Below are 24,401 nucleotides of genomic sequence, written 5' to 3'. Positions count from 1 at the left end.
GCCCCCAACCGTAGCCACCCCCCCCCCGGCGGCGGGGGGGCCCCCGCGGCACCGCTGCTCCCCCGCTCATGCTCGGCCCCCCGCCCGGCCGGTGTCCGCGGGCCCGCCCCACGGCCATGTCCCGCTCCGGGACGGACCGGCTCAGCCGAGGGGCAGCGCCTTGGTGAGGCCGCCCGGGGGCAGGCCGCCGAGCAGGTTGCCCTTGTTGTTGGCCTTCAGACCCTCGCTGCCCTTGCCGGCGTCCTTGCCGCCGGTGATGGTCTTGGCGGTCTGGTCGACCGGCAGGCTCTGCAGCGCTTCCGAGACGTTGGCCGGCGCCGACCCGTTCTCCCCGGCCGGCGCGGCGGAGGCGGTGCCCGCCGCGGTGGCGGCGAAGGCGACGCCGAGCGCGGCGGTACCGAGAGTCTTGATGGTTCCCTGCTTCATGGAAATACATCCTTGTGATGGGAGTTTGACCGGCACCGGAATCTAGTGACGCCGACGACACGCCGCAAACACCCACCCGCAATGGGAAACGGCCGGCGCTTGACGCACCGGCCGTTTCCCTTTCCGCTTTTCTTTTCGTCACTCCGAGTGAGGCGCACTGATCACCGCGGGCGTGGCGTCCACCTGCTGGAACAGCCATTCGGACCGCAGCTCGGCGTAACCCGGCTTGATCACATCGTTGATCATCGCAAGGCGTTCGTCGAAAGGAATGAACGCGCTCTTCATCGCGTTGACGGTGAACCACTGCATGTCGTCGAGCGTGTATCGAAATGTCTTGACCAGGTGCTCGAATTCCCGGGACATGCTCGTACCGCCCATCAGCCGGTTGTCGGTGTTGACCGTCAGCCGGAACTGCAGGCGGCGCAGCAGACCGATCGGGTGCTCCGCGTACGAGCTCGCGGCACCGGTCTGCAGGTTGGAGGTGGGGCACATTTCCAGCGGGATGCGCTTGTCGCGCACGTACGAGGCGAGGCGGCCCAGCTTCACCGAACCGTCGTCGGCGACCTCCATGTCGTCGGTGATGCGCACGCCGTGACCCAGCCGGTCCGCGCCGCACCACTGGAGCGCCTGCCAGATCGACGGCAGGCCGAACGCCTCGCCCGCGTGGATCGTGAAGTGGTTGTTCTCCCGCTTGAGGTACTCGAAGGCGTCGAGGTGGCGGGTGGGCGGGAAGCCGGCCTCCGCGCCCGCGATGTCGAAGCCGGCCACGCCGAGGTCGCGGTAGCGGTTGGCCAGTTCGGCGATCTCCAGGGCGCGGGCCGCGTGCCGCATGGCGGTCAGCAGCGCGCCGACGCGGATGCGGTGGCCGGCCGCGCGGGCGCGCCGTTCGCCTTCCCGGAAGCCCTCGTTGACCGCCTCGACGACCTCTTCGAGGGTCAGCCCCTGCTCCAGGTGCTGCTCGGGCGCGTACCTGACCTCGGCGTACACGACGCCGTCGGCGGCCAGGTCCTCGGCGCACTCGGCGGCCACCCGCACCAGCGCCTCACGGGTCTGCATGACGGCACAGGTGTGCGCGAAGGTCTCCAGGTAGCGTTCCAGCGAGCCGCTGTCGGCGGCCTCGCGGAACCAGATGCCCAGCTTCTCCGGGTCGGTCTCGGGGAGGTTGCCGTACCCGGCTTCGCGGGCCAGCTCGACGATCGTGGCAGGGCGCAGGCCGCCGTCGAGGTGGTCGTGCAGCAGCACCTTGGGCGCGCGGCGGATCTGGTCGCCGGTCGGAAGGTTGGTGGTCTCGCTCGTCATCTCGGCACTGTAGCCCCTACGCGCGTAGATCTTCACGAACGATACGCAACGGTGACCCGTACACGGGGTGGCCCCCGGGCTGCCTTCTGCCATCGTTTCGGTCATGGCTCAGCAAGCGTTGCCGGTGCGCGGTGCCCGGCTCGGAAAACCGCTGGGAGCGGCCGGGGCGGGACGGGCGGTGTGCGGCGTCGCACTGTTACTGCCCGAAGGCGGCCCCTCCGGCACCCGGCGCCCCTCCCCCCTGTCCGCCCTGGCGGCCCGCCCGCTCGCCGCCCGGCTGGCGCGGGCGGGGCGGCAGGAGGACCTGGCCGCCCATGTCGTGCGCTACCGCTGCCGCGGCTGGAACGGCGCGGCGGCCCACCCGGCGCAGGACGCCGCCTGGGCGCTGGACGAGGTGGTACGGCGGTACGGCGACGTCCCGGTCTGCCTGGTCGGTACGGGCATGGGCGCGCGCGCCGCGCTGCACGCCGCGGGCCACCCGGCGGTCAACTCCGTGCTGGCGCTGGCCCCGTGGATCCCCGGTCCGGGCCCCGAGGACGCCGAGCCCGTGCCCGTGAAGCAGCTCGCCGGCCGGCACGTGCTGCTGGTGCACGGCACCAACGACGAGAAGACCGACCCGGAACTCTCCTACCGCTACGCGGAGCGCGCGAAGAAGATCAACCGCGATGTCTGCCGCTTCGAAGTCCACTCCGACGGCCACGCCCTCCACCAGCACCGCTCCGAAGTCCTGGCACTGGCCGCCGACTTCATGCTGGGCTCGCTCTTCGCGTACGACTACGCCCGCCCGGTGGCCGACGCGCTGGCGGCTCCGCCGCCGCTGGGCCTGCGGATGCCACTGGCGGCCGGCTTCGGAAAATCTCTGAAGCACTGAGCCGTGGCGCACAAGCCGACAACCGGGCGCTTCCCCCTTACCTGCCTTTCGGCTGCCTTCCTTTCGGCTCACCGGGGGATGAGCTGCCCCCGCCTCCCCAGCAGGAACTTCTTGAACGCCGCCACCGGAGGCGTGTCGGGATGGCCCTCCAGCCAGGCCAAGCCGATCTCGCGGACCGCGCGCGGGGCCGTGACCGTCAGCTCGGCAACACCAGGGCGCGGCACGGCCGGCGGCGGCAGCAGGGCCACACCGAGACCGGCTGCGACCAGGCCCCGCAGCGTTTCGGCCTCCTCGCCCTCGAACGCGACCTTCGGCGAGAATCCCGCCTCGGCGCACAGCGCGTCCGTGATGCGGCGCAGCCCGTACCCCGGTTCCAGGGTCACGAACAGCTCGCCCGCCGCCTCGGCCAGCCGGACCCGCTTGCGGGCGGCCAGCGGGTGGTCGTCGGGCACCACCAGCCGTAGCTTCTGCTCGTCCAGGCGGCGGGCGACCAGCCCCGGGTAGTCCGGGACGGGCGAGGTCAGACACAGGTCCAGGTCGCCCGCACGCAGCCGCTCGATCATCGCCTCGCCGTAGCTCTGCACAAGCTGGAAGCGCACCCGGGGATGGTCGGCGCGGAAGGTGCGGATCAGGCCGGGCACCGTCTCCGAGCCCATGGTGTGCAGGAAGCCGAAGGCGACCTTGCCCGCCGTCGGATCGGTGTCGGCCCGTACGGACTCGGTGGCGCGCTCGACGTCCAGCAGCGCGCGCTCGGTGGAGGCGAGGAAGGCGCGGCCCGCCGGGGTCAGGGAAAGCGTCCGGCCGTGCCGGGCGAAGAGCGCGACCCCCAAGTCCCCCTCCAGCCGGACGATGGCACGGCTGAGCGTGGACTGCGGCATGCCCAGCTCCTGGGCGGCGCGCGTCACATGCTCGTGGCGCGCGACGGCGGCGAACTGCGCGAGCCGGGGCGTCAGGGCCAGCGCCCACGACCCGTCCCCCAGATCCGCGGTTTCCGCCAGTTCACCCGACGGCTTCCGGATGTCTTTTCTGTTTCCGTGGTGCGACAGACCCTGCTGCGAGCTGCTGTTATGTGCCACAGCATCGATTATGACGTTTCTATGCATTGGACGCATGAAACGCGCGGGCTTACGTTCTGACCATGCCTCCCGCTGATACCGGGGCGTCGGCCACCGCGCGCGCCGACGCCTCCGCACCGACGTCCCCTGCCACCACCTCAGCGCCCGCCGACCCCGAGGCCGCCAAACTGCACCCGGGCGGCCCCGGCTACCGCCGGATGAGCTTCGCCCTCTTCGCGGCAGGCGTCGCCACCTTCGCGCTCCTGTACTCCACACAGGCCCTGCTCCCCGCGATCTCCGCCGACCTCGCCGTCACCCCCGACCAGGCGAGCTGGACCGTGTCGGCCGCCACCTTCGGCCTGGCCCTCGCCGTCATCCCGCTGAGCGCGCTGTCCGAACGCTTCGGCCGCCGCACGATGATGACCGCCTCCCTGTCGGTCGCCGCGGTGATCGCCATGCTGGTCCCGTTCGCCCCCGACCTGGGCTGGCTGGTCGCCCTGCGCGCCGTCCAGGGCGTGGCGCTGGCCGGGCTGCCGGCCTCCGCGATGGCGTTCCTCGCCGAGGAGGTACGGGCCAAAGCGCTGGTCGCCGCGATCGGCCTGTTCGTCGCGGGCAACAGCATCGGCGGCATGTCGGGCCGGATCGTCACCGGCTGGGTGGCCCAGGCCTGGGGCTGGCGCGCCGCGCTCGGCGCCGTCGGCCTGATGGCCGTGGTGTGCGCGGTGGCCTTCCGCCTCCTGGTCCCCAAAGCCCGGCACTTCTCCCCCCGCACGGTCGGCCCGCGCGCACTGGCCCGCACCCTCGGCGGCCACCTGGGCGACCCCCTGCTGCGCCGCCTGTACGGCATCGGCGCCCTGTTCATGACCGTCTTCGGCGCCGTCTACACCGTCATCGGCTACCGCCTGGTCGACGAACCCTTCAACCTCCCCCAGGGCATCGTCGGCTCGATCTTCCTCATCTACCTCGTCGGCACGGTCTCCTCGGCCGCGGCGGGCCGCCTCGTCGCCCGCGTCGGCCGGCGCGGCGCCCTGTACCTCGCGGTCGGCACGACGGCGGCGGGCCTGCTGCTCACCCTCACCGCGTCGCTCCTCGCGGTCCTGCTGGGCCTGGTCCTGATCACCGCCGGCTTCTTCGCCGGCCACGCGGTGGCGTCCTCCTCGGTCAGCCGCGCCGCCAAGACCGCCCGTGCGCAGGCGTCCGCGCTGTACCAGTGCGCGTACTACATCGGCAGCAGCATCGGCGGCGCACTGGGCGCGCTGGCCTTCCACGCGGGCGGCTGGGAGGCCACCGTCGCGCTGGGCCTGGCCGCGATGGTCGGCGCCGCGTCGATCACCCTGTACGCGACGCGCAAGGCGATGGCGGAACGCCGCGTCGTACGCGTACGAAAGGCCGCGTAACGGCCCTCGCAGCCCGAAGGGCCCACCCCGCCACCTGTCCTGGCGGGGTGGGCCCTTCGTCTGCGCCCGCGCTCCCGTCAGCCGACGGGAAACAGCGCGGTGTCCACGGTGACGTCGAACGGTGCGGGCAGCCGCAGCTCATCGCCGTACTTCACCATCTCCAGCACCCGGTACGAGCCCCCTTCCGGCTCGCCGTACAGGGTCGCGGTCCGCTTGCCGGAGTGCCAGGGGTCCAGGAGAAGGTAGAGGGGAACGCCTGTGGTGGCGTAGGCGTGGAGTTTTTCCACGCGGTCGTGGTGCGCGCCGCACCACGAGGTGACTTCGGCGACGAGCCGGGGCACATCCTTGGTGCGCCGTGCCTTGGGCCCTACCGACACGTCCGGGACGAACAGCCCATGCCCGCCGGGCAGCGTCAGCTCCAGAGCCTGGTAGATCCCCCAGTCGCGAGGAATGACGGTGTACAGCAAGCGCTGCAGCTCACCCACCGTGTCATTGTGAGCACTGTCCGGCGGGGGCTCCACAACGACGAGTCCCTCGACAATCTGCACCTTGCATCCCTCGGGCCATTTCGTCTCCCGCCGGAACCGGACCAACCCGTCCCACGCCTCCATAAGGCCCCCTCAAGTCGCCAGGCCCCGACCCCAGCACGCCCCGAGGAACCGGCGGGCGGCCGACCGCCACCGTTCACCCGAACGATTCGCCCACCACGGCCTCAGGACCGCTTCTTCTTCAGGGCCCCGGGCTTGTGCACGGCCGAGCCGCCGGACTTCTCGCTGCGGACCTTGTACTGCGGCTCGTCCGGCGAGGCATCCACCGTCCGCCCCGCTTCCTCCGTCCGCCCCGTGATCTTCTTCTCCACCTCGCCGACGGCCTCACTGCCGTGGCTCTTCCAGGTGACCTTGTCGCCCTTGCCGAACTCGTCCTTCTTCTTCGCCATCGCCGGTCTCCTCCCAGTCAGCCCCTTCCAGGACATCACCGCACGGAGCGCGGCGCGCGTCGGGCGCGCTCCGGGTGGAGCGCGCCCGACGGCAGCGGCATGGAGCCGTCTCAGCCGATGCGGTCCAAGACCACCGGGTTCGGGGTGTGATCCGTGCCCGGGGGGGCGATGAGGACGCCGCCGTCGAGTGCTTCGAGGGCGTAGGGGAACTTTTCGGGGGTGTCGGTGTGGAGGGTGAGGAGGGGCTGGCCTTCCTTCACCTCGTCGCCGGGCTTGGCGTGGAGTTCGATGCCCGCGCCCGCCTGGACCGGGTCCTCCTTGCGGGCGCGGCCGGCGCCCAGGCGCCAGGCGGAGACGCCGACGGCGTAGGCGTCGAGGGTGGTCAGGACGCCGGAGGCGGAGGCGTTGACGGTGTGCTGCTCGCGGGCGACGGGCAGCGGCGCGTCGGGGTCGCCGCCCTGGGCCTGGACCATGCGGCGCCAGTGGTCCATGGCGGAGCCGTCGGCGAGGGCCTTGGCGGGGTCGGCGTCCTTCAGGCCGGCCGCGTCGAGCATTTCGCGGGCCAGGGCGAGGGTGAGTTCGACGACGTCGGCCGGGCCGCCGCCCGCCAGTACCTCCACCGATTCGCGGACTTCGAGGGCGTTGCCGGCGGTCAGGCCGAGCGGGGTGGACATGTCGGTGAGCAGGGCGGAGGTCCGTACGCCGTGGTCGGTGCCGAGTTCCACCATGGTGGCGGCGAGTTCGCGGGCGTCCTCGATGTTCTTCATGAAGGCGCCGGAGCCGACCTTGACGTCCAGGACGAGGGAGCCGGTGCCCTCGGCGATCTTCTTGGACATGATGGAGGAGGCGATCAGCGGGATCGCCTCGACGGTGCCGGTGACGTCGCGCAGCGCGTAGAGCTTCTTGTCGGCGGGGGCCAGGCCGTCGCCCGCCGCGCAGATGACGGAGCCGACGCGGTCCAGTACGTCCATCATCTCGGCGTTGGAGAGCAGCGCCCGCCAGCCGGGGATGGCCTCCAGCTTGTCGAGGGTGCCGCCGGTGTGGCCGAGGCCGCGGCCGGAGAGCTGGGGTACGGCGGCGCCGCAGGCGGCGACGAGGGGCGCGAGCGGCAGGGTGATCTTGTCGCCGACGCCGCCGGTGGAGTGCTTGTCGGCGGTCGGGCGGGCGAGGGCGGAGAAGTCCATCCGCTCGCCGGAGGCGATCATGGCGGCCGTCCAGCGGGCGATCTCCGTACGGTTCATGCCGTTGAGGAAGACGGCCATCGCCAGGGCCGACATCTGCTCGTGGGCGACCTCGCCGCGCGTGTAGGCGTCGATGACCCAGTCGATCTGCTCGGGGGTCAGCTCCTGCTTGTCGCGCTTCGCGCGGATGACCGAGATGACGTCCATCTGGGCTTCCTTTCGTGGAACGGCCGGCTCAGCCCGTCCCTGTACCCGGGAACGACGCGGCGAGCGGGCGTGTCCAGTTCTACACGCATAGAGCCGGAAGATCGAGAGGCCCGCACCGCCGGGAAGCGGTGCGAACCCAGGGGCTTCTCGGACGGCCGCTAGCGGCCCAGGTGCTGCGGGCCGAACGCGTCCGGGAGGAGGTCGTCCAGGCGCCGGACGCCCGCCTCGCCGCCGTCGATCAGCAGCCCGGGGCCGCCGTGCTCGTACAGCAGCTGGCGGCACCGGCCGCACGGTACGAGCAGTTCGCCCCGGCCGTCGACGCAGGTGAACGCGGTCAGGCGGCCGCCGCCGGTGGCGGCCAGCGCGGAGACCAGGCCGCATTCGGCGCACAGGGCGAGCCCGTACGAGGCGTTCTCGACGTTGCAGCCGGCCACCGTACGGCCGTCGTCCACCAGGGCCGCCGCGCCGACGGGGTAGCCCGAGTACGGGGCGTACGCCCGGGACATCGCGTCCCGGGCCGCCTCGCGGAGCCGCTCCCAGTCGACCGGCGCCTGGTCACCGCCGCTTCGGTCGTCGTTCATCCGGCCATCGTGCGTCATGCGCCCTGCCCCCGCCGGTACGGCTTGCCGTTGGCCTTCGGCGGCCGCAGCCGCTGCGCGAACAGTGCCAGCACCAGCAGCGTGGCGATGTACGGGCTGGCCTCGACCAGTTCCAGCGGCACCACGTCGGCGAGGAAGTACCAGAGCACGAGGAGGACCGCCGCGACGCCCGCGACCGACGCCTGGGCGCGCTTGGCGGCGCGCAGCCGGAGCAGCGCGAGGACGGCGAGCAGCGCCGCCAGGCCGAGCAGCAGCGCGTGCACGGTCGGGCCGCCGCTGCGCAGCTGCATGGCGTCCATGAAGCCGAACAGTCCGGCGCCCATCGCGACGCCGCCGGGCCGCCAGTTGCCGAAGATCATCGTGGCCAGGCCGATGTAGCCGCGGCCGCCGGTCTGCCCGTCCTGGTAGAAGTGCGTGCTGATGGAGAGGAACGCGCCGCCGAGGCCGGCCAGCGCGCCGGAGACCAGCACCGCCGCGTACTTGTACGTGTAGACGTTGACGCCCAGCGACTCGGCCGAGACGGGCGCCTCGCCGCAGGAGCGCAGCCGCAGGCCGAAGGACGAGCGCCACAGCAGGTAGAAGGTGCCGACGAAGAGCAGCACGGCCAGCACGGTGAGCCAGGAGACGTTGGTGACCAGGCCGCCGAGGATGCCGGCCACGTCGGAGAGGAGGAACCAGTGGTGGTTCTCGACGGCCTGGAGCCCGTCCGAGAGGCCCGGGATGCTGAACGTCGGCATATCGGCCATCGGCGGCGACTGCTTGTCGTTGCCGCCCGCCTGCATCGCCGCGCTGCCCTCGGCACCGAACCACAGCGTGGCCAGGTACTGCGTGGCGCCCAGCGCCAGGATGTTGATCGCGACACCGGAGACGATGTGGTCGACGCCGAAGCTGACGGTGGCGATCGCGTGCACCAGCCCGCCGAGCGCGCCGCCCAGGATGCCGATGGCCGCGGCGGCCCACGGGCCGTGCTGCCAGCCGATCCAGCCGGCCGCGAACGAGCCGAGCATCATCATGCCTTCGAGGCCGATGTTGACCACGCCGGCCCGCTCGGCCCACAGGCCGCCGAGACCGGCCAGCCCGATCGAGGTGGCGGCGGCGAGTGCCGCGCCGAACTGCCCTGCCGAGGTCAGGTCGTTGGTGCCGGTGACCGCGCGCAGCAGGGACACCGCGACGATCGCACCGGCGACGATCAGCAGGATGACGGGGTAGGTCAGCTTGCGGCGGCCGCCGCCGGACGCGCCGGCGCCGGGCCGGGCCGCGGGCTTGAGGTCGGTACTCACGCGGTCGCCTCCGCCTTGTCGTTCTCACCTGGGTTCGTACGCGCCTGGGCGGCCAGTTCCTCGCCGACCTTGCGCTGCTGGGCGCGCAGCCCGTACCGGCGCACGATCTCGTACGCGATGACCACGCACAGCACGATGACGCCCTGGATCACGCCGACGATCTCCTGCGCGTACCCCTCGAACTCCAGGCGGGAGCCGGTGCGGTCGAGGAACGCCCACAGCAGCGCGCCGAAGGCCATGCCCACCGGGTGGTTGCGGCCCAGCAGCGCGATGGCGATGCCGGTGAAGCCGATGCCCGCCGGGAAGTCGGTGCCGTAGTTGAAGGACTCGCCGAGCAGCGTGGGCATGCCCACCAGGCCCGCCGCGGCGCCCGAGAGCAGCATGGAGATGACGACCATCCGCTTGACGCTGACGCCGCTGGCCTCGGCGGCCGGTTCGGAGGCGCCCACCGCGCGCAGGTCGAAGCCGAAGCGGGTGCGGTTGAGCACGAACCAGTAGACGAAGCCCGCCAGCGCCGCGATCACCACGAATCCGTAGACCGGCTTGGGGTGGGTCGGGAAGCTGAAGAAGTGGCTGGACTCCGGCAGGAACCTGGTGTGCAGCAGGTTGCCGTCCTTGATCGCGAGGCGGCCGTCCTGGAGGAAGTAGCCGATCACGGAGGCGGCGATGGCGTTCAGCATGATCGTGGTGATCACCTCGCTGACGCCGCGCGAGGTCTTCAGTACGCCGGCGATGCCCGCCCACAGGGCGCCCACCAGCATCGCGATCACGATGAGCAGGATGATCTGGAGCGCGCCGGGCAGCGCAATGGCGCCGCCGACCGCCGCGGCCGCGAAGGCCGCCAGCCGGTACTGCCCGTCCACACCGATGTTGAACAGGTTCATCCGGAAGCCGATGGCGACCGCCAGCGCCGACAGGTAGTACGGCACCGCCTTGTTGACGATCCAGACCTGGCTGTCGCTGTAGCGGCCGTAGTCGGCCATGATCCCGTAGGCCCGCAGCGGGTTCTCGCCCGAGGCCAGGAACACCAGCGAGCTGATGACGAAGGCGGCGGCCACCGCCAGCAGCGGCGCGGCGAGCGCCAGCAGCACCTTGTCCTTGGTGAACGACCTGGTCAGCGTCTTCACTCCCGGTCACCACCCTCGCGCGTGTCAGCGTCTTCAGCGGTGAGGTGACCGCTGGCGGCACCGGTCATGGCCGAGCCCAACTCCTCCGGGGTGATGGTCGCGGGGTCGGCGTCCGCGACCAGCCGGCCCCGGTACATCACCCGCAGGGTGTCGGAGAGCCCGATCAGCTCGTCCAGGTCAGCAGAGATCAACAACACCGCCAGGCCCTCCCGGCGCGCCTCGCGGATCTGCTCCCAGATCTGCGCCTGCGCGCCGACGTCCACGCCCCGCGTGGGGTGGGCGGCGATCAGCAGCTTGGGCCGGTGGCTCATCTCCCGGCCGACGATCAGCTTCTGCTGATTGCCGCCGGACAGCGAGGCCGCCGTCACCTCGATACCGGGCGTCCGCACGTCGTACTCGGCGACGATCCGCTCGGTGTCCTTACGGGCCGCGGCCAGGTCCAGCAGGCGGCCCTTGCTGTTGGGCCGCTCGGTGACGTGCCCCAGGATGCGGTTCTCCCACAGGGGCGCCTCCAACAGCAGGCCGTGCCGGTGGCGGTCCTCGGGTATGTACCCGATGCCGTCCTCGCGGCGCTTGCGCGTACTGGCGGCGGAGAGGTCCTGCCCGTCCAGCGTCACGGTGCCGCCGTCCAGAGCGCGCGTGCCCATGATCGCCTCGACCAGTTCGGCCTGCCCGTTGCCCTCGACACCGGCGACGCCGAGCACCTCGCCCTTGTGGATCGTGAAGGTGATCCCGCCCAGCACGGTCCGTACGACCCCGTCGGAGTCGGTGGCCGACAGCCGCAGGTCCGCGACGCCCAGCATCGGCGTGTCCGTCACCGTCGACTCGCGCGTCTCCGGCGACGGCAGCTCACTGCCCACCATCAGCTCGGCGAGCTGCCTGGGTGTCGTCTTCGACGGCTCCACGGAGGCGACGGTGGTGCCCCGCCGGATGACGGTGATGTCGTCCGCGACGGACAGCACCTCGCCCAGCTTGTGCGAGATGAAGATGACGGTCAGGCCCTCGGACTTCAGCTCCCGCAGGTTGTCGAAGAGCGCGTCGACCTCCTGCGGCACCAGGACCGCGGTCGGCTCGTCGAGGATGAGCGTACGGGCGCCCCGGTAGAGCACCTTGAGGATCTCCACCCGCTGCCGGTCCGCGACACCGAGGTCCTCCACGAGGACGTCGGGCCGTACGCCGAGCCCGTACGCGTCCGAGATCTGCATGATCTTGGCGCGGGCCTTGCCGCCGATGCCGTGCAGCTTCTCCGCGCCGAGGACGACGTTCTCCAGGACGCTGAGATTGTCGGCCAGCATGAAGTGCTGGTGCACCATGCCGATGCCGCGGGCGATGGCGTCCGCGGGGGTGCCCAGCGCCGCCGGCTCCCCGTCGAGCGTGATGGTGCCCTCGTCCGGCTTCTGCATACCGTAAAGGATCTTCATCAGCGTCGACTTGCCCGCGCCGTTCTCGCCGCACAGGGCGTGGACGGTACCGCGGCGGACGGTCAGGTCGATGTCGTGGTTGGCCACGACACCGGGAAAACGCTTGGTGATACCGCGGAGTTCGACGGCTGCGGGGCCCGGCTCGGCCGGGCGGCTGGTCGTGGGTGCTGCGTTGATGGCGCACTCCCCTCGGGGATGGCATGTCCTGGACGGACGGCGTGTTCTGGGTATGTCCTCGGGCGGACATGTCCTCGGGCGGACGGCGGCAGCGACTACCGGCGTCGAAGGCGCGGGCACGGCCCGGCCGCGATGGGCGGTACGGTGCCGGACCGGCACCGTCCCACGCCCTGCTACGGCGTCTCCTTGACCTTCACCTTGCCCTCGACGATCTTCTGCCGGGCGGCGTCGATCTGCGGCTGGATGTCCTTGATGAACCCACCCGACGTGGCGAGCGTGACGCCCTTCTTCTTCATGTCGTACGCGTGCACGCCCGTCAGCGGCTTGCCGTCCTCGACACTCTTGATCAAATCGAAGACCGCCACGTCGACGTTCTTGACGACCGACGTCAGAATGCAGTCCTTGTACTTCGCCAGCCCCGGCTGCTGGTACTGGTCGGAGTCCACGCCGATCGCCCAGGCGCCCTTGCGCTTGCTGATCGCCTCGATGGAACCCGCGCCCGACTGGCCGGCCGCGGAATAGATCACGTCGATGCCGCTGTCCAGCATGCCGCTCGCCTTGGCCTTGGCCGCCGCCGGATCGTTGAACCCCTTGTCGTTGTTGGGGTACAGATACTGCGACGTGACCTTGGTGTTCGGGTCGGTGTCCCGTACACCCTGCTCGAAACCGGCCTGGAACTTCTGGATCAACGCGTTGTTCACACCGCCGATGAAGCCGACCTTGTGGTTCTTGCTCTTGAGCGCGGCGGCGACACCCGCCAGATACGAGCCCTCGTGCTCCGCGAAGACCATCGCGTCCACGTTCTTGCCCTGCGGCACGGCGTCGACCACACCGAACGTCGTCTCCGGGAAGTCCTTGGCGACGTTCTCGATGGACCGGCTGTAGGCGAAACCGACACCTATGACCGGGTTGTACCCGGCTTCGGCGAACGAGGTAAGCCGCTGCTCACGGTCGGCCTCCGTCTCGCCGTTCTTCGCGGTGAGCATCTTGACGTTGACACCCAGCTTGTTCCTGGCGTTCTCGGTGCCGCGGGCGGCCGCCTCGTTGAAGGAGTGGTCGTCCCGCCCGCCGATGTCGAACGCGAGCCCGACGCCGGCGTGGCTGGCCCGGTTCGCCTCGGCGAAGCTCTGACCGCAAGCGGTCGCGCTGACCGCGAGAAACGCGGTGACGCTGACCGAGGCGGCAAACCTGGTGACCCGACGCAAGGGTCTTTCCCTTCGCTCACAGCGCCCACGTCGGCGCTCACAGCGCCCAGGGTGGCGCTGGCTTCGACGGGAGATTAACGCGCGTAGACCTGGCGCAAAACCCTTCACTGCGTGGCGTTACCGATTCGTTCCTGTGGATCTGTATGCGCTGCGCGCGGCTTTGCGCTGTCGCGCGGGGGTGCGTTGGTTTGTGGTGGGGTCGGGGCCGCGCAGGGGGGCGTCTCCTCACCGCACTCGCGGACGCCATGTCTTGAACACTGAACCTGGTGTGGCGAGCTGTCGGCTGCGGGGACACCCCCCTACGCGTCCCCTCCGGCCGGATTGGCACCCCCGCGCGAGGGTGGGGGAGAAGAAAAACCGCCAGCAGCGCAGCAACCAAGTGCGGCAACGCAACCGCCGCCCGTGGACCTCGGCCACGACGGCGGGATAGCCGCCTACCGGACCCGGGGCCGGGGACACGCAGGGGGCTCCCCGTAGCCGACAGCTCGCTTCTGCCAGGTTCAGCGTTCAAGACATGGTTCTCGCGAGTGCGGTGTGGGGGTCCCCCCCCGGCCGGAGGCTGAGGGAGAGTGCCCCCTGCGGGGCCCCGGCCCCGCCACCCACCGGGCCTAACGCGCAAAACGCGCGCCAGCGCGCGTCGCTACGACAGCAGCGCCGCAGCCGTAAACAGTTCCACCCCCGCGCGCAGCGCGGATTCGTCCGCGTCGAAGTCGCCGCGGTGGAGGTCGTACCGCGCGTTGCTGCCCGGCGGGCGTACGCCCAGGCGTGCCATCGCGCCCGGGACGCGCTCCAGGTACCAGGAGAAGTCCTCGCCGCCGAGGGACTGCTCGGTGCCTTCGACGGCGTGCGGGCCGCGGCGGGCGGTCATCGCGTCGTGGAGGAGTTGGGTGGAGACGGGTTCGTTCACTACGGGCGGCACGCCCCGTACGTAGTTGACCTGGCACTTCGCCCCATGCAGCGTCGCGATTTCGTCGATGGCCGCGTGGACCAGGTCCGGCGCCTCCCGCCAGGCGTCCAGGTCCAGGCACCGCACCGTGCCGGCCAGCTCCGCGTGCTGCGGGATGACGTTGCAGGCGTGGCCCACTTCCAGGCGTCCCCAGGTCACCGCGAGCCCGGCCCGCGTGTCGACCCGGCGGGAGAGGAGGGCGGGGGCGTCGACGGCGACCCGGGCGGCGGCCGTGACCAGGTCGGTGGTCAGGTGGGGGCGGGCGGTGTGGCCGCCGGGGCCGTCCAGGTGGACTTCCAGGCGGTCGCAGGCCGAGGTGATGGCGCCGGTGCGCAGTCCGATGCGGCCGGCGTCGACGCGGGGGTCGCAGTGTACGGCGAGGATGCGCCCGACCCCGTCCAGCGCTCCGGCCTCGACCGCGTCGGTGGCGCCGCCGGGGAGGACTTCCTCGGCGGGCTGGAAGAGCAGGCGTACCGGCCGCGGCAGCAGGCCTTCGCGGGCCAGGTCGGCGAGGACCAGGCCGGCGCCGAGGACGACGGTGGTGTGGACGTCGTGGCCGCAGGCGTGGGCGCGGTTGGGGACGGTCGAGCGGTAGGGCACCGTCTTCGTGTCGGGGATGGGCAGCGCGTCGATGTCGGCGCGCAGCGCGAGCATGGGCCGGGTTCTGTCCCACGGTGTCAGGCCGGGCGTGATGTCACAGGTCAGGCCGGTGCCGAGGGGCAGGACGCGTGGCGTGAGGCCGGCTTGTTCCAGGCGTGTCTTGACCGCGGCGGTCGTCCGGAACTCCTGGTTGCCGAGTTCGGGGTGCATGTGCAAGTCGCGCCGGAAGGCGATGAGTTCGGCGCGCAGCTCTTCCGGCAGCGCGCCGGGGAGGGGTTCCCCGGCAGGGGCGTCTTCGGTTTCGGCCTCGCGGGACATCAAGTGGTTCACCCGTTGAAGGGTACGGGGGTGGTTGGGGCAACTGTCCCTCGATCAACAAAAGTTCAGCCCGATAGGGGAAGGAAATCTAGGCCGCCCGGCGCATGGACTGGTCATCACGGGGGTACCAGTACTGGTTCCGCTTTTTCGCGGAATCGTTCGGGCCGGACGCGCGGCGGGTGTCACGGGGCCGGCAGCCGTTGGACGTCCTTGGCCGTGCCGGTGACTCCGGAGAGGAACCCTTCGGCGCGTGGTGACGCCTGGTCCGTCAGCCAGGCCGGGTCGATGTCGCACACGGCGACGCGGGCGCCGGTTCCGGCGAGCGCGAGGGGCAGCGTGTGCACGACGGTGGAGGGGAAGCTGAGGACGAGGCGCCCGATGGGCCCGCGCCGGGCGATGAGTTCCAGTGGCAGGTCGGGGCGTACGACCTGCAGGCCGGTTTCGCCGGCGAGCCGGTGGAGTTTGCCGGCGGACTCGCGCCGGTGGGCGAAGTAGCGGGTGGCGCCGTGTGTGCGGGCGAGCGAGCGGACGGCTTCCAGGTAGTGGTCGGGGTCGACGACGCCGGTCTCGACGAGGGAGGTGCCGACGATGTCGGTGCCGCGGGTGAGCCGGGGCGGCCCGAACCGCCGTCTGGTCCAGGCGAATTCGTTCGAGCGGACGTGGATGCCCGGTGCCGGCGCGACGGGCATGGAGGTGAAGAGGCCGATGGTGCGCCGTCCGCTTCCGGCGGGGGTGAGGCGGCGGCGGGCGGCGGCCGAGAATGGCGCGAAAAGGACGTCGCGCGGCCCGCGTCCGCCGCCGTGCCGGTGCCAGCGTACGAGGCGTTCCCCGTTGGCCAGTTGGGTGATGAACTCCATCGTGGCGGTGCCGTCGTCGACCACGACGAGGTCGCGGGCGCGGGTGAGGGTCAGGAGCAGCTGGACGTAGCGCGAGAAGGGGTCGCCGATGACCACGCGGCCGGTGCGCCTGAGCTGCGGGGTGAGGCCGCCGATGGTGCGCAGCGGTGCGCCCGCGCCGCCGCGCGCTTCTTCCCAGCGTACGGAGAAGCCTTCGTCGCGGGCGAGTTCGGCCATCCGGCGGAGCTGGCCGCGGGTCATCGGGTCGTGCGGGGCGAGGACGACGACGGTGAGGGCGGCGGCCTGTTCGCTGTGCGCCCATTCCAGGACGTTCAGCAGCTGTACCGGGCTCTCCACGAAGGCGAGGGTGCCGGCGGCCGCGCGCCGGGCGTCCCGTCTGGCGGCGCGGGTGTCCTGCGTCCCGGCGCCGGGTCTGCGGTGCTGCCGGGGTATCCCCAGGAGGCGGCGGACGGGAGTCCCCGCCGCCTCCTGGGGCGGGCCGCAGGCCCCGTCTGGTGAGCTCACGGCGTTCAGACCGAGACCGGCTCGCGGTCGGCGGCCTCGGCCTCGGCGACGACGCCGGCGACGCGGCGCAGCTTCTTCATCGGGCCCAGCTCGCTGTCGTAGACCTTCTTGACGCCGTCGCCGAGGGAGTCCTCGATGGTGCGGATGTCGCGGACCAGGCGGGTCAGGCCCTGGGGCTCGACGGAGGCGGCCTGGTCGGAGCCCCACATGGCGCGGTCGAGGGTGATGTGGCGCTCGACGAAGGCGGCGCCGAGGGCGACGGCGGCGAGGGTGGTCTGCAGGCCGGTCTCGTGGCCGCTGTAGCCGATCGGTACGTTGGGGTACTCGGCCTGGAGGGTGTGGATCATGCGCAGGTTCAGCTCTTCGGCCTTGGCGGGGTAGGTCGAAGTGGCGTGGCACAGGACGATGTTGTCGCTGCCGAGGACCTCTACGGCGTGCCGGATCTGCTTGGGGGTGGACATGCCGGTGGAGAGGACGACGGTGCGGCCGGTGGCGCGCATGGCGCGCAGCAGCTCGTCGTCGGTGAGGGAGGCGGAGGCGACCTTGTAGCAGGGGACGTCGAACTTCTCCAGGAAGGCGACGGACTCCACGTCCCAGGGGGAGGCGAACCAGGCGATGGAGCGCTTCTTGGCGTACTCGTCGATGGCGCGGTAGCCGTCCTCGTCGAACTCCACGCGGTGGCGGTAGTCGATGTAGGTCATCCGGCCCCAGGGGGTGTCGCGCTCGATGTCCCACTGGTCGCGCGGGGTGCAGATCTCGGGGGTGCGCTTCTGGAACTTCACGGCGTCGCAGCCGGCGTCCGCGGCGGCGTCGATCAGCGCGAAGGCGTTCTCCAGGTCGCCGTTGTGGTTGATGCCGATCTCACCGGTGACGTAGACGGGGCGGCCGGGGCCGACGAGCCGGTCGCCGAGGGTGCGGAGGCGGGAGTTGCTGGTCATCTGGGTGAGTTCCTTACTTCGTTAGAGGGTCGGGCCGAGAATCCACGAGGCGATCTCGCGGATCGCGCCGCTGCCTCCGGGGGTGGAGGTGACGGCGCGGGCGGCGCCGCGTACGACGTCGTGTGCGCCGGCGACCGCCACGGGCCAGCCGACGAGGCCGAAGCACGGGAGGTCGTTGACGTCGTTGCCGACGTAGAGCACGCGTTCCGGCGCGATGCCCTGTTCCTCGCACCACTGCTTGAGGGCGAGGTCCTTGCGGTCGATGCCGTGGAGCACGGGCAGGCGCAGCTTGTTCGCCCGTGCGGCGACGACCGGGTTCACTTCCGTGGACAGGATCAGCAGCTTCAGCTCCGCCTTGCGCAGGGCGGCGATGCCGAGGCCGTCGCCGCGGTGCACGGCGACCATTTCCCGTCCGTCGGAGTCGACGAGCACCCGGTCGTCGGTCTGGGTGCCGTCGAAGTCGAGTACGACCGCGTCGATGTCGTCGCGGGTCGGGAGCGCGCCGGGGCGCGCGGTGTCGAGGAGGGGCGCGAGGACGCGGGCGCGGGCGAGGTCGTGCGGGTCGTCGATCTCCAGTACGCGGGCCGGGTCGGTGCGTACGAGTTCCGTGCGGCCGAAGAAGCGGTGTCCCGCGGCGCGGAAGCCGGCGGCGTCCATGGCGTACGCGGCGCCGGTTTCCAGGAAGTCCTGGGGGCGGTCCTGGCGGCGGGGGCGGCAGGACTTGTCGTGGTTGACGCCGGTACCGGTGGGGGTGGTGCCGGTCGCGGGGCCCGCGTCGGCGTCCTCGCGCCATACGAAGCCGTGGAACGGCGCGACGGTCAGCGCGCTGTCGGCGCCGGTCTCGACGACCGCGGCGGCGACGCCGTCGATGTCCTCGCGGACCAGGAAGGGGCTGGTGCACTGGACGAGGAGGACCGCGTCGACGGGCTTGCCGTGCTCGGCCTCGTACGCGTCCATGGCGTGCAGGACGGCGGCCTCGCTGGTGGCGGTGTCGCCCGCGATGTCGCCCGGGCGGCGCACGACCACGGCGCCGGCGCCGCGCGCGGCGGCGGCGATGCCCGCGTCGTCGGTGGAGACCACGACGTCGGTGACGAGCCGGGCCGCGCGGCATTCGCGGACCGCGCGGGCGATCAGCGGGACGCCGCCGACCGCGGCGAGGTTCTTGGCGGGTACGCCCTTGGAGCCGCCGCGGGCGGGGATGACGGCCACGACGGTGGGTGTGGCCGTACGGCTCGGTGAGGTCGGCATTGCGGGCTCCTTCCGGGGGCCGTGCGGGCTCCGGGGGCGGGCGGGTGGGCGGCTCACAGCTGTCCCCAGCGGCGGATGGCGGGGGCGACGCGCTGCACGCCGTGGCGGTACGCGCCGCGGGCGGCGTCGCGCACGGTGTCGCGGGCGAGCCGGCGCAGCCCGCCGGCCTCGGCGGGCTCCGCGGCCTGTCCGGGCAGCGGTTCGCCCTGGGGGTCGAGGCCGTAGCGGGCGAGGATGCCGGGGAGGTATCCGGGGGCGGTGCGGGGTGTGTAGTACGGGGTGAGGGGCGGCAGGCGGTCGGCGGTGCGCAGGGCGGTGACGCGGGCGCGTGCCGCGTCGAAGGCGGTGACGTACCGGGCTCCGGGGGCGACGCCTTGGCGGTCCGGCCAGCCCGGGTCGGGGGCGGGGCGGTGCCCGGCGTCGAGTTCGTCCCAGGAGGCGAGGCAGCCGGAGCCGAGGAAGTGGTGGTTGCCGAGGGCTTCGCGGATGCCGAGGTCGGTGAGGACGGCGGTGGGGATGCCCCGGTGGAGGGATTCGAGGGCGGCGGTCGAGCTGACGGTCACCATCAGGTCGGTGCGGTCCAGGATCTCGCCCATGTTGCCGTAGGCCAGGCGGCAGTTGGGGGGCAGGCCGCCGGGGAGGCGGGCGGCCAGTTTCTGGTACGGGAGTTCCTCGATGTGCGTGGTGTGTTCGCCGGGCTTGCTGCGCAGCTTGATCAGGACTTCGCGGCCGGGGTGGCGCCGGGCGTGTTCGGCGGCGCGGCGCAGGAGGTACGTACGGTCCTCGCGGCGGTCCGGTACGGAGGGCTGGGCGGCGAAGACAACCGTGTACGGGCGGCCGCCGGCGGCGGGCTCGTAGGGGGCGCCGCCCAGGAAGGGCAGGGCGCATTCGACGACGCTGCCGCCGTCGGCGCCGACGCCCTCGTACACCGCGCGGAAGCGGTCCGCGTCGTGGCGGGAGTTGGCGAGGACCACGTCGGCGCCGTGCCGCAGCAGCAGGCCGTCGGCCAGCTTCTCGTAGACGACGCCGACGTAGCCGGTGACGACGACGGGCCGCCGCTGCGCACCGTCCCAGACGCGGGCGAGGCCGTGCAGCATCGCCTGGACGGCGCCGCCGACGCAGGCGAGGACGACCACGTCGTACCGCGTGGTGTCCTTCATCAGCCGCAGGAAGTCCGCGCCGCGGATTTCGCGCAGCGTGTCCGCACGGGCGCCGACCTCTCGGAGCTGGCGGACCGTGGGGGTGGCGCGGCCGCGGAGCAGATATCCGTCCAGCTGGATGTCCGATTGGATGCGGTACGCTGTCAAAGCGCCCCATTTCCAGCGGGTATCCGAATCCGCGAGCACCGCGACACGCGGCTGGGAAGTGGTACGAGTGGGCACGACGAAAACGCTAGGAAGGCGTTCCGTTCAGCGGGCCAACTCGGCCGCAACAACGGGTTAACAGCGCGCCGCCGATTGCCCAACCGACAGGGCGGACAGCCCGGTTAACCATCCCGCCATTCTTCGTTCACGCCGGGGTACGCGTCCCGTCAAGACGAATGCCGGGACCGCGCCTAACGTCACCCGGGTGGTTAAGCTCTCTGTCGTCGTGCCGTTCTACAACGTGCAGACATATGCGCCCGACACTCTGCGAAGCCTGGCGGCGAACGCCCGCGAGGACTTCGAATTCCTGCTCGTCGACGACTGCTCACGCGACGAGACGCCGCAGATCCTCGCGCGGGCCGAAGGCGAGCTGCCGGGTGCCAGAGTGCTGCGGCACGAGCAGAACGGCGGCCTGGCCACCGCCCGCAACACCGGCCTGGACGCGGCCCGCGGCGAGTACCTGGCGTTCCTGGACGGGGACGACTGGCTGGCGCCCGGTTACTACGATCAACTCCTGTCCGTCATCGAGGAGTTGGGGTGTGACTTCGTGCGTACGGACCACGTCCAGTGCACCGGCCGCGCCCGTTCGGTGCACCGCGTGCCGCACGGCCGCCGCAACGTCGTGCTGGACCCGCGCGAGGTGATACTGCCCGCCGACCGCTCCACCTCCGTCGACTACGCCTTCGCCTGGGCCGGCATCTACCACCGCAGGCTGCTGGACGACGGGCTGCTGCACTTCCGGCACGGGCTGCGCACCGCCGAGGACCGGCCGTGGATCTGGCGGCTGCACCGCGAGGCCCGGTCGATGGCGGTTTCCGGGCTGCTCGGGGTCTTCTACCGGCGCGGGGTGGCTTCTTCGCTCACGCAGATCGGGGACGTACGGCAGCTCGATTTCATCCGCGCGTTTGATCAGGTGATCGAAGAAACGGCGCAGGACCGGGACGCGGAGCGATTGCTGCCCAAGGCCGTACGCACCTATTGCGCCATCATTTCCCACCATCTCGGCTCGATCGAACGATTCGAGCCGCAGGTCGCCCGTAAATTGCGCGCGATGAGCGCGGCGGCGCTGAAGAGAATGCCGCAGGACGTACTGAAGGAAGCACTGGATTCGATGGACATGCAGCGCGCCTCCCGTCTGCGACGGCTGCGCCGGCGCCCGGTACCGGCGGAGGTGGCCGCCTGATGGCCGCCCGCACCGGCGCACCGGCCCGGCCGCGTACGCAGATCTTCCTGGCGTCCACCCTGTACGGCGCCGCGACGCTCGCCGCCGCGCTGGACACGGACCGCTTCGCGCCGGCCGCCCGCAGGCTGCTGCTGGTCAGCAACAACGCCGCGACCCCCGAGACGTCCACGCCCCTGGACCGGATGCCCGGCTTCGAGCGGCTGCGCGGCCGCTTCGACGGGGTCCTGTCGTGGAACGAGACGATCAGCCCGTTCCACCCCGGCGGCTGGTCCCCGCGCTCCGACGACGTGCCGCTGTGGGAACGGCACCTGAGGCTGCTGTGGGACCTGGGCGAGGACCCGGTCGAGCTGGTCGTGGAGTCCGTCCAGGTGCACCCGGCGCTGGCGCTGGCGCAGCTCTTCCCCGACGCGCCGGTCGACGTGTACGCGGACGGGCTGATGAGCTACGGGCCGACCCGCAGCAAGCTGGACCCGCTGGTCGGCACCCGCATCCGCCGCCTGCTGCACCTGGACCTGGTGCCGGGCCTGAAGCCGCTGCTGCTCACGGAGTTCGGGGTCCCCTCGGAGACCGTGTCGGCGGACGCCTTCCGCGCGGTGCTCGACGAGCTGGCCGGGGTGCCGGGCGTACCGGCTCTGGGCGACGTGCCGGAGGGCGCCGCGCTGCTCCTCGGGCAGTACCTGTCGGCCCTGGGCATCCTCACGCCGGAGGAAGAGGAGGAGTTGCACGCCCGGATGCTGCGCGGCGTGGCCAGCCGCGGGCACACGGAGGTGGTGTTCAAACCGCACCCGTCCGCGCCGGCCCGCTGGTCGCGGTCGCTGGAGCGGGAGGCGGAACGTCTCGGCGTCGCGCTGACCGTGCTGGACGTGCCGGTCCTCGCCGAGGTGCTCTACCGGCGGACGCGGCCCGCACTCGTGGTCGGTTGTTTCTCCACCGCGCTGCTGACGGCGTCCGCGTTCTACGGCCTGCCGACCGCCCGCACCGGCACGGCCCTGCTGCTGGAGCGCCTGACCCCGTACCAGAACAGCAACCGCATCCCGGTCACCCTCGTCGACGCGCTGGTGCCCGACCTGGCGGACGGGCCGGGCGCGCATCCGGCGCCGACCCACCTCAACGGGCTGGTGGGCGCGGTCGGTTACGCGATGCAAAACCAGATCTACCCGGACCTGCGCCCGGTCGCCGAGCGCTACCTCGCCGCCCACCTGAACGAGCGCACCCGGCGCTACTTCAAGCGCCGCCGGCTGACCGCGCTCGCGCTGCCCGGCGCGCTCCCGTCCCAGCTGTCCTTCATCCCCCGCAACGCGGCCGTGCGCCGGGTCGCGCGGCGGGCGCGTGCGATGCAGCGGCGCCTGAAGAAGCGGGCCGCGTTCGGATGACCGCACAGCTTCCCGCCGAGGTGCCGCCGCCCGCCGCGGTCCCCGGCCCGTCCGCGTCCCCCGTGTCCACCCTGCCGCCCCGGCCGACGCACGCCGCGCCGGACGTACGCGGCGGCGCGGCGGCCCCGCCCGGCAAGAGATTCCGCGGCGCGCCGCGCCTGCGCGCCCTGGACGGGCTGCGGCTGCTCGCCGCCCTCATGGTCGCCGCCTACCATCTCGGCGGCCGGGGCGGCGAGATAGCCAAGGCGTGGGGCAGCTCGCCGGCGCACCAGTTCCCCACGCTGCACGTGGTGTTCGCGTACGGCTGCCTGGGCGTCCAGATCTTCTTCGTCATCAGCGGCTTCGTCATCTGCATGAGCGGCTGGGGGCGTTCGCTGCGTGCCTTCGCCGCCTCCCGCGTCTCGCGGCTGTATCCGGCGTACTGGGTCGCGGTCCTGCTGGTCACGGCCGTCTTCGCGCTGCCGTGGGTGGCGTTCGAGGCGCTGGGCCCGAGCGACGTGCTGACGAACCTGACCATGCTCCAGCAACCGCTGGGCGCGAAGCGGGTGCTGGGCGTGTGCTGGACGCTGTGGGCCGAGATGCGGTTCTACGCGCTGTTCGCGCTCTGCGTCGTCCTGCCGGGTGCGACGCGCCGCCGGGTGGTGCTGTTCTGCGCGGGCTGGACGCTGGCGGCGGCGCTGGCGCAGGCCGCGCGCGTCCCGGCGCTGGACGTCGTGCTGATGCCGCAGTACGCGCCGTTCTTCATCGGCGGCATCGGCTGCTATCTGCTGCACCGCTACGGCGGGCGCGACCCGGTGGCGTGGGCGGTGGTGGGCGTCAGCTGGCTGACCGGCCAGCACTACGCGGTGGCCGGACTCTGGCACCCGCCCTCCCCCGGCGCCTTCTCCTACCGCTCGGCGCTGGTGATCGTCGCGATCGTCACGGCGGGCTTCGCCCTGGTGGCGGCGATCGCGCTGGGCCGGATGCGGTGGGCGAACCGGCACTGGCTGACCGTCGCCGGGGCGCTGACGTACCCGTTCTATCTCGTGCACGAGCACCTGGGCTGGGTGGCCGTGCGGGCGCTGCACGGTGGTCTGCGGCTGCCGTCGTACGCGGTCCTCGTCCTGACGGTCGGGCTGATGCTGGTGCTGGCGTGGATGCTGCACCGCTGGGTGGAGCGCCCGCTCACGCCCGTACTGAAGCGGGCGATCGACCCGCGGCCTACCGGTCGTGCAGCAGCACGGCCTCTATACCCGCGATGACGACCCGCAGGCCGTCCTCGAACCCGCGCGCGGTGTCGCCGAACATCTCGGCGCCCGCCCCGGCCGTGAGCGGGTAGTCGGCGCCCAGGCGCCGCACCCGGTCCTCCTGGTCGTACGCCGGGTCGCGCTCCGGGGCGCCGGGCAGGGGGAAGACGGACTGCTCCTCGATCACGTAGCCGATGGTGTAGGCGTACGTGGTGAACCAGGCGCGCGCGGCCCGGTCCGGTGTGAACCCGGCCTCCGTCAGCGTGGCCAGGAAGATCTCCATGGGCCGCATCGGCGCCCAGTCGCGCATCCGGGTACCGCCGAAGACCTTGCCGCCGTCGCGGTAATCGAGCAGCGTGCGCCGCATGTCCCGGCACGACGCGGTGAGCATGCCCTTCCAGTCGCCGCCGAAGCCGCCGCCGGCCGCGAGCAACGGCTCGGTCATCCGCCGGTACAGCTCGGTGGCCATCTCGTCGAGCAGCTCCTGCTTGTTCTTGAAGTGCCAGTAGAGCGCGGGCGCCTGGACGTCCAGCTCCTTGGCGATGCGGCGCAGCGTGAGCCCTTCGAGGCCGACGTCGTTCAGCAGCCGCAGGGCGGTGTCCGCCACCAGTTTTCGGTCAAGTCTCATAGCCACGTTGACAATTTAACACCGTTAAGCGCAC

22 protein-coding genes are annotated in these 24,401 nt (G+C 71.8%); 5 read left to right on the top strand and 17 right to left on the bottom strand.

Annotated features, from left to right (window positions below):
* Window positions 1-141: 141 nt before the first annotated feature.
* Both ACH4K4_RS11270 and ACH4K4_RS11265 read right to left on the bottom strand, forming a co-directional pair.
* Entirely contained in the window at window positions 142-426 is a 285-nt protein-coding gene (locus tag ACH4K4_RS11270; RefSeq protein WP_398166503.1) for a hypothetical protein, read from the bottom strand.
* A 138-nt stretch (window positions 427-564) separates the two neighbouring features.
* Window positions 565-1,725: an adenosine deaminase gene (locus ACH4K4_RS11265; protein ID WP_398166501.1), complete on the bottom strand. Its 1,161-nt coding sequence runs from the start codon at window positions 1,723-1,725 to the stop codon at window positions 565-567.
* A 103-nt stretch (window positions 1,726-1,828) separates the two neighbouring features.
* Between ACH4K4_RS11265 and ACH4K4_RS11260 the strand changes: the two genes are divergently transcribed.
* Window positions 1,829-2,596, top strand: a complete 768-nt coding sequence (locus tag ACH4K4_RS11260; protein WP_398166499.1) for an alpha/beta hydrolase — start codon at window positions 1,829-1,831, stop codon at window positions 2,594-2,596.
* A gap of 68 nt (window positions 2,597-2,664) precedes the next feature.
* On the opposite strand, the gene ACH4K4_RS11255 is transcribed toward ACH4K4_RS11260, so the two are convergent.
* Window positions 2,665-3,672, bottom strand: coding sequence for a LysR family transcriptional regulator (locus ACH4K4_RS11255; protein WP_398166497.1), 1,008 nt, complete (start codon window positions 3,670-3,672; stop codon window positions 2,665-2,667).
* A 62-nt stretch (window positions 3,673-3,734) separates the two neighbouring features.
* Between ACH4K4_RS11255 and ACH4K4_RS11250 the strand changes: the two genes are divergently transcribed.
* Window positions 3,735-5,048: an MFS transporter gene (locus tag ACH4K4_RS11250; protein WP_398166496.1), complete on the top strand. Its 1,314-nt coding sequence runs from the start codon at window positions 3,735-3,737 to the stop codon at window positions 5,046-5,048.
* Window positions 5,049-5,125: 77 nt separating this feature from the next.
* Here the strand turns inward: ACH4K4_RS11250 and ACH4K4_RS11245 are convergent, their stop codons facing one another.
* From ACH4K4_RS11245 to ACH4K4_RS11185, 13 genes are all read right to left on the bottom strand, one after another.
* Complete coding sequence (locus ACH4K4_RS11245) at window positions 5,126-5,569, bottom strand: Uma2 family endonuclease (RefSeq protein WP_398167173.1); 444 nt, start codon at window positions 5,567-5,569, stop codon at window positions 5,126-5,128.
* A 191-nt stretch (window positions 5,570-5,760) separates the two neighbouring features.
* Window positions 5,761-5,985 (bottom strand): DUF2945 domain-containing protein, encoded by a 225-nt coding sequence (locus ACH4K4_RS11240; protein ID WP_398166494.1) that lies wholly within the window; start codon window positions 5,983-5,985, stop codon window positions 5,761-5,763.
* Window positions 5,986-6,095: 110 nt separating this feature from the next.
* Window positions 6,096-7,373 carry a thymidine phosphorylase gene (locus tag ACH4K4_RS11235; RefSeq protein ID WP_398166493.1) on the bottom strand — a complete coding sequence of 426 codons (1,278 nt, stop codon included), beginning with the start codon at window positions 7,371-7,373 and terminating at the stop codon, window positions 6,096-6,098.
* Between the two features lie 158 nt (window positions 7,374-7,531).
* Window positions 7,532-7,954: a cytidine deaminase gene (locus ACH4K4_RS11230; protein WP_398166491.1), complete on the bottom strand. Its 423-nt coding sequence runs from the start codon at window positions 7,952-7,954 to the stop codon at window positions 7,532-7,534.
* A gap of 14 nt (window positions 7,955-7,968) precedes the next feature.
* Complete coding sequence (locus ACH4K4_RS11225) at window positions 7,969-9,252, bottom strand: ABC transporter permease (protein WP_398166489.1); 1,284 nt, start codon at window positions 9,250-9,252, stop codon at window positions 7,969-7,971.
* Complete coding sequence (locus ACH4K4_RS11220; protein ID WP_398166488.1) at window positions 9,249-10,379, bottom strand: ABC transporter permease; 1,131 nt, start codon at window positions 10,377-10,379, stop codon at window positions 9,249-9,251. Before ACH4K4_RS11220 ends, ACH4K4_RS11225 begins: the two co-directional genes overlap by 4 nt.
* Window positions 10,376-11,887, bottom strand: a complete 1,512-nt coding sequence (locus tag ACH4K4_RS11215; RefSeq protein WP_398166487.1) for an ABC transporter ATP-binding protein — start codon at window positions 11,885-11,887, stop codon at window positions 10,376-10,378. Before ACH4K4_RS11215 ends, ACH4K4_RS11220 begins: the two co-directional genes overlap by 4 nt.
* A 263-nt stretch (window positions 11,888-12,150) precedes the next feature.
* The gene (locus ACH4K4_RS11210) at window positions 12,151-13,182 is read right to left on the bottom strand and encodes a BMP family protein (protein WP_398166485.1); all 1,032 of its coding nucleotides are present in this window, start codon (window positions 13,180-13,182) and stop codon (window positions 12,151-12,153) included.
* A 640-nt stretch (window positions 13,183-13,822) separates the two neighbouring features.
* Window positions 13,823-15,046 (bottom strand): amidohydrolase, encoded by a 1,224-nt coding sequence (locus ACH4K4_RS11205; RefSeq protein WP_398167171.1) that lies wholly within the window; start codon window positions 15,044-15,046, stop codon window positions 13,823-13,825.
* Between the two features lie 182 nt (window positions 15,047-15,228).
* Complete coding sequence (locus ACH4K4_RS11200; protein ID WP_398167170.1) at window positions 15,229-16,335, bottom strand: hypothetical protein; 1,107 nt, start codon at window positions 16,333-16,335, stop codon at window positions 15,229-15,231.
* Window positions 16,336-16,412: 77 nt separating this feature from the next.
* Window positions 16,413-17,345 (bottom strand): N-acetylneuraminate synthase family protein, encoded by a 933-nt coding sequence (locus ACH4K4_RS11195; protein WP_398166483.1) that lies wholly within the window; start codon window positions 17,343-17,345, stop codon window positions 16,413-16,415.
* Window positions 17,346-17,366: 21 nt separating this feature from the next.
* Window positions 17,367-18,593: a cytidylyltransferase domain-containing protein gene (locus ACH4K4_RS11190; protein ID WP_398166481.1), complete on the bottom strand. Its 1,227-nt coding sequence runs from the start codon at window positions 18,591-18,593 to the stop codon at window positions 17,367-17,369.
* Between the two features lie 53 nt (window positions 18,594-18,646).
* Window positions 18,647-19,939 (bottom strand): DUF6716 putative glycosyltransferase, encoded by a 1,293-nt coding sequence (locus ACH4K4_RS11185; RefSeq protein WP_398167168.1) that lies wholly within the window; start codon window positions 19,937-19,939, stop codon window positions 18,647-18,649.
* A gap of 223 nt (window positions 19,940-20,162) precedes the next feature.
* Here ACH4K4_RS11185 and ACH4K4_RS11180 point away from each other — a divergent pair, with 223 nt between their 5' ends.
* From ACH4K4_RS11180 to ACH4K4_RS11170, 3 genes are read left to right on the top strand one after another with little or no spacing between them, the layout of a single operon-like run.
* Complete coding sequence (locus ACH4K4_RS11180; RefSeq protein WP_398166480.1) at window positions 20,163-21,140, top strand: glycosyltransferase family 2 protein; 978 nt, start codon at window positions 20,163-20,165, stop codon at window positions 21,138-21,140.
* Window positions 21,140-22,513 (top strand): polysialyltransferase family glycosyltransferase, encoded by a 1,374-nt coding sequence (locus ACH4K4_RS11175; RefSeq protein WP_398166478.1) that lies wholly within the window; start codon window positions 21,140-21,142, stop codon window positions 22,511-22,513. The genes ACH4K4_RS11180 and ACH4K4_RS11175 overlap by 1 nt, the downstream gene beginning before the upstream one ends.
* Window positions 22,510-23,754, top strand: coding sequence for an acyltransferase family protein (locus tag ACH4K4_RS11170; protein WP_398166476.1), 1,245 nt, complete (start codon window positions 22,510-22,512; stop codon window positions 23,752-23,754). The genes ACH4K4_RS11175 and ACH4K4_RS11170 overlap by 4 nt, the downstream gene beginning before the upstream one ends.
* On the opposite strand, the gene ACH4K4_RS11165 is transcribed toward ACH4K4_RS11170, so the two are convergent.
* Window positions 23,714-24,367, bottom strand: a complete 654-nt coding sequence (locus ACH4K4_RS11165) for a TetR/AcrR family transcriptional regulator C-terminal domain-containing protein (protein WP_398167166.1) — start codon at window positions 24,365-24,367, stop codon at window positions 23,714-23,716. The genes ACH4K4_RS11170 and ACH4K4_RS11165 overlap by 41 nt on opposite strands.
* Between the last annotated feature and the right edge of the window lie 34 nt (window positions 24,368-24,401).

Origin of the sequence: Streptomyces sp. NPDC017529 (genome assembly GCF_044329785.1) — a bacterium.
GTDB lineage: Bacteria > Actinomycetota > Actinomycetes > Streptomycetales > Streptomycetaceae > Streptomyces.
The sequence above is the reverse complement of the archived record's forward strand: the minus strand, read 5'-3'. Positions and strand labels throughout refer to the sequence as shown.

What these genes read in the sequence shown, in the direction of transcription:
- ACH4K4_RS11165 (WP_398167166.1), bottom strand. Translation starts at nt 24,367, where the DNA reads ATGAGACTTGACCGAAAACTGGTGGCGGACACCGCCCTGCGGCTGCTG.
- ACH4K4_RS11230 (WP_398166491.1), bottom strand. Translation starts at nt 7,954, where the DNA reads ATGAACGACGACCGAAGCGGCGGTGACCAGGCGCCGGTCGACTGGGAG.
- ACH4K4_RS11205 (WP_398167171.1), bottom strand. Translation starts at nt 15,046, where the DNA reads ATGTCCCGCGAGGCCGAAACCGAAGACGCCCCTGCCGGGGAACCCCTC.
- ACH4K4_RS11260 (WP_398166499.1), top strand. Translation starts at nt 1,829, where the DNA reads ATGGCTCAGCAAGCGTTGCCGGTGCGCGGTGCCCGGCTCGGAAAACCG.
- ACH4K4_RS11170 (WP_398166476.1), top strand. Translation starts at nt 22,510, where the DNA reads ATGACCGCACAGCTTCCCGCCGAGGTGCCGCCGCCCGCCGCGGTCCCC.
- ACH4K4_RS11270 (WP_398166503.1), bottom strand. Translation starts at nt 426, where the DNA reads ATGAAGCAGGGAACCATCAAGACTCTCGGTACCGCCGCGCTCGGCGTC.
- ACH4K4_RS11265 (WP_398166501.1), bottom strand. Translation starts at nt 1,725, where the DNA reads ATGACGAGCGAGACCACCAACCTTCCGACCGGCGACCAGATCCGCCGC.
- ACH4K4_RS11195 (WP_398166483.1), bottom strand. Translation starts at nt 17,345, where the DNA reads ATGACCAGCAACTCCCGCCTCCGCACCCTCGGCGACCGGCTCGTCGGC.
- ACH4K4_RS11240 (WP_398166494.1), bottom strand. Translation starts at nt 5,985, where the DNA reads ATGGCGAAGAAGAAGGACGAGTTCGGCAAGGGCGACAAGGTCACCTGG.
- ACH4K4_RS11190 (WP_398166481.1), bottom strand. Translation starts at nt 18,593, where the DNA reads ATGCCGACCTCACCGAGCCGTACGGCCACACCCACCGTCGTGGCCGTC.
- ACH4K4_RS11250 (WP_398166496.1), top strand. Translation starts at nt 3,735, where the DNA reads ATGCCTCCCGCTGATACCGGGGCGTCGGCCACCGCGCGCGCCGACGCC.
- ACH4K4_RS11235 (WP_398166493.1), bottom strand. Translation starts at nt 7,373, where the DNA reads ATGGACGTCATCTCGGTCATCCGCGCGAAGCGCGACAAGCAGGAGCTG.
- ACH4K4_RS11175 (WP_398166478.1), top strand. Translation starts at nt 21,140, where the DNA reads ATGGCCGCCCGCACCGGCGCACCGGCCCGGCCGCGTACGCAGATCTTC.